This window comes from Blautia sp. aa_0143 (assembly GCF_004167315.1).
GTDB lineage: Bacteria > Bacillota > Clostridia > Lachnospirales > Lachnospiraceae > Blautia_A > Blautia_A fusiformis.
In genome coordinates, this window is the sequence record NZ_RCXU01000075.1 from 1 (window position 1) to 1,758 (window position 1,758).

The following is a 1,758-nucleotide window of genomic DNA, read 5'->3' on the forward strand; positions in this document are numbered from 1 at the left end:
GGATCATGGTATCTGTTTCCATCCGTAAGCCGGTGAAAATTGCGGCAGGGATTTCCCCCATTGAAGCCGTCCGTTTTACCCCGGCGCAAAAGGACATCCGCAGCCGGAAAAAGACTATCAAGCTCAATCCTGTTTCAATGGGAATTGCGAATTTTAAGCGTGACGGAAAAAAGACCGTTGCTATTGTAGCCTCATTGAGTTTGGGCGGAATTATCCTACTTGTGGTATCTTCCATTGTATTAACGCGCTCCCCGGAAGCACGGGCAAGACTTTATTTTCCAGATGGCGATTATAAAATTTATCTACAATCAGAAGTGCCAGAAGAAGAACTTATGGCAGCAGGAAATCCACTGAACGAGGAATTAAAGCAGGAAATTTTATCTATTGATGGTGTCACAGATGTAATTGCAAACAGACAAACGCTTCATACAACTTTTAAGGGGGACATCAATCAGAACACTGGAAACTGTGATATGCTGACCGATCAGAATTATGCTAAGGTTGAGGCTGCATTGACGGAGGGAACGATGCCAACAGATTCTCATAGTATCGTAATTTCACGCTCGATTGTAGATTCTTATGAAGATATGGGAGTTGGTTCAACGGTCGAAATATCTTTCGGAGAGGGGCAGTCATCCGTTCCTGTTACTATATCAGGGCTATTTGGCCCAGGCACATATACCGGGCATGGTAAATTACTTATTGATGGGGCTGTTGCATTTGCACCACAGGATTTGTTCTGTGAACTACACCCGGAAATTACTTCATTTGACTATTCGTGGAGTATTGCAAGCGATCCGAAAAAAGCGGAAATCGTAAAAGCTGGCTTAAAAAATATTGTTGCCAGCCATAGTAACCTTGCTTTAGATGAAATAAATATACGGATTGAATATATGAAGTCGAAAGATCAGGTGGCATTCGGGAGTATGGAGGTGCTTTCATGGCTGGTATTCCTTTTTGGTGTTATCAATCTTATCAATACGACACTCTCTAACCAGATGTCCAGAAAGCAGGAAAACAGTGTTTTGCGTTCCATCGGTCTAACACAAAAACAGCTATGTAAAATGAACATCTGCGAGGGCCTGTGCTATGCGCTCTTTGCAACATTGGCGACGCTGATCGTTGGGCTTCCGGCTTCCATCTTTGCTTGCAGAAAAATGAGCATTGCCATTTTTGCCGGAAAGGTAGTGCCTTACAAATTCCCGGTTTTGGAAATGGGCCTGTTCATTCTGGTATTATTCGGAATGGAGCTGATTTTGTCTGTATGGACAGTCCGCAGACAGAAAAAACAATCCCTGATTGAACAAATGCGGACGATGGAATAACCGTATGGGATCGGCGGGGCGGCGTGTGCTGCCCCGCTTTTTTCGCCATTTCTCAAAAAATTTTTGAAATGTCCGAGCTTTGTAACAATTCGGCCTGTTTTTTTGTCGAAATCAAAGGCACCTCGGACATTTATAGTTCTTCCAAAAGTTTGATGATAATATTACCATTCATGGAAGAAGCAATCTGTTATTGCAATAATGCGAAATTGACGATAGAAAGTTTTTCATATCTCGGTCAGCTCAACAATTACATTACTCTGCTGATACAGCCAGTCCGTAAATTCTTTCGGGCTGGCCGTTCCTGTTTTTACAGCCTTTTTTCTCTGTAAGGCTTCTTTCTTAAAGTCGGAAAAGGAAGCCTGTATTTTTTCCAGACGGTCAGCCGGAAAGCCTGCGGTATTTTTTACCCGGTTTATTTTGTTGCGCCAGTTCT

At 42.9% G+C, this 1,758-nt stretch carries 1 protein-coding gene and 1 pseudogene; one reads left to right on the top strand and one right to left on the bottom strand.

Features of this window, described 5'->3' with window-relative positions:
• On the top strand, window positions 1–1,325 hold a 1,325-nt coding region (locus EAI83_RS17015; protein WP_129900498.1), incomplete at its 5' end, for an ABC transporter permease.
• Window positions 1,326–1,549: 224 nt separating this feature from the next.
• On the opposite strand, the pseudogene EAI83_RS17020 reads toward EAI83_RS17015, so the two are convergent.
• Window positions 1,550–1,758, bottom strand: a pseudogene (locus tag EAI83_RS17020) (hypothetical protein); the annotation flags it as partial.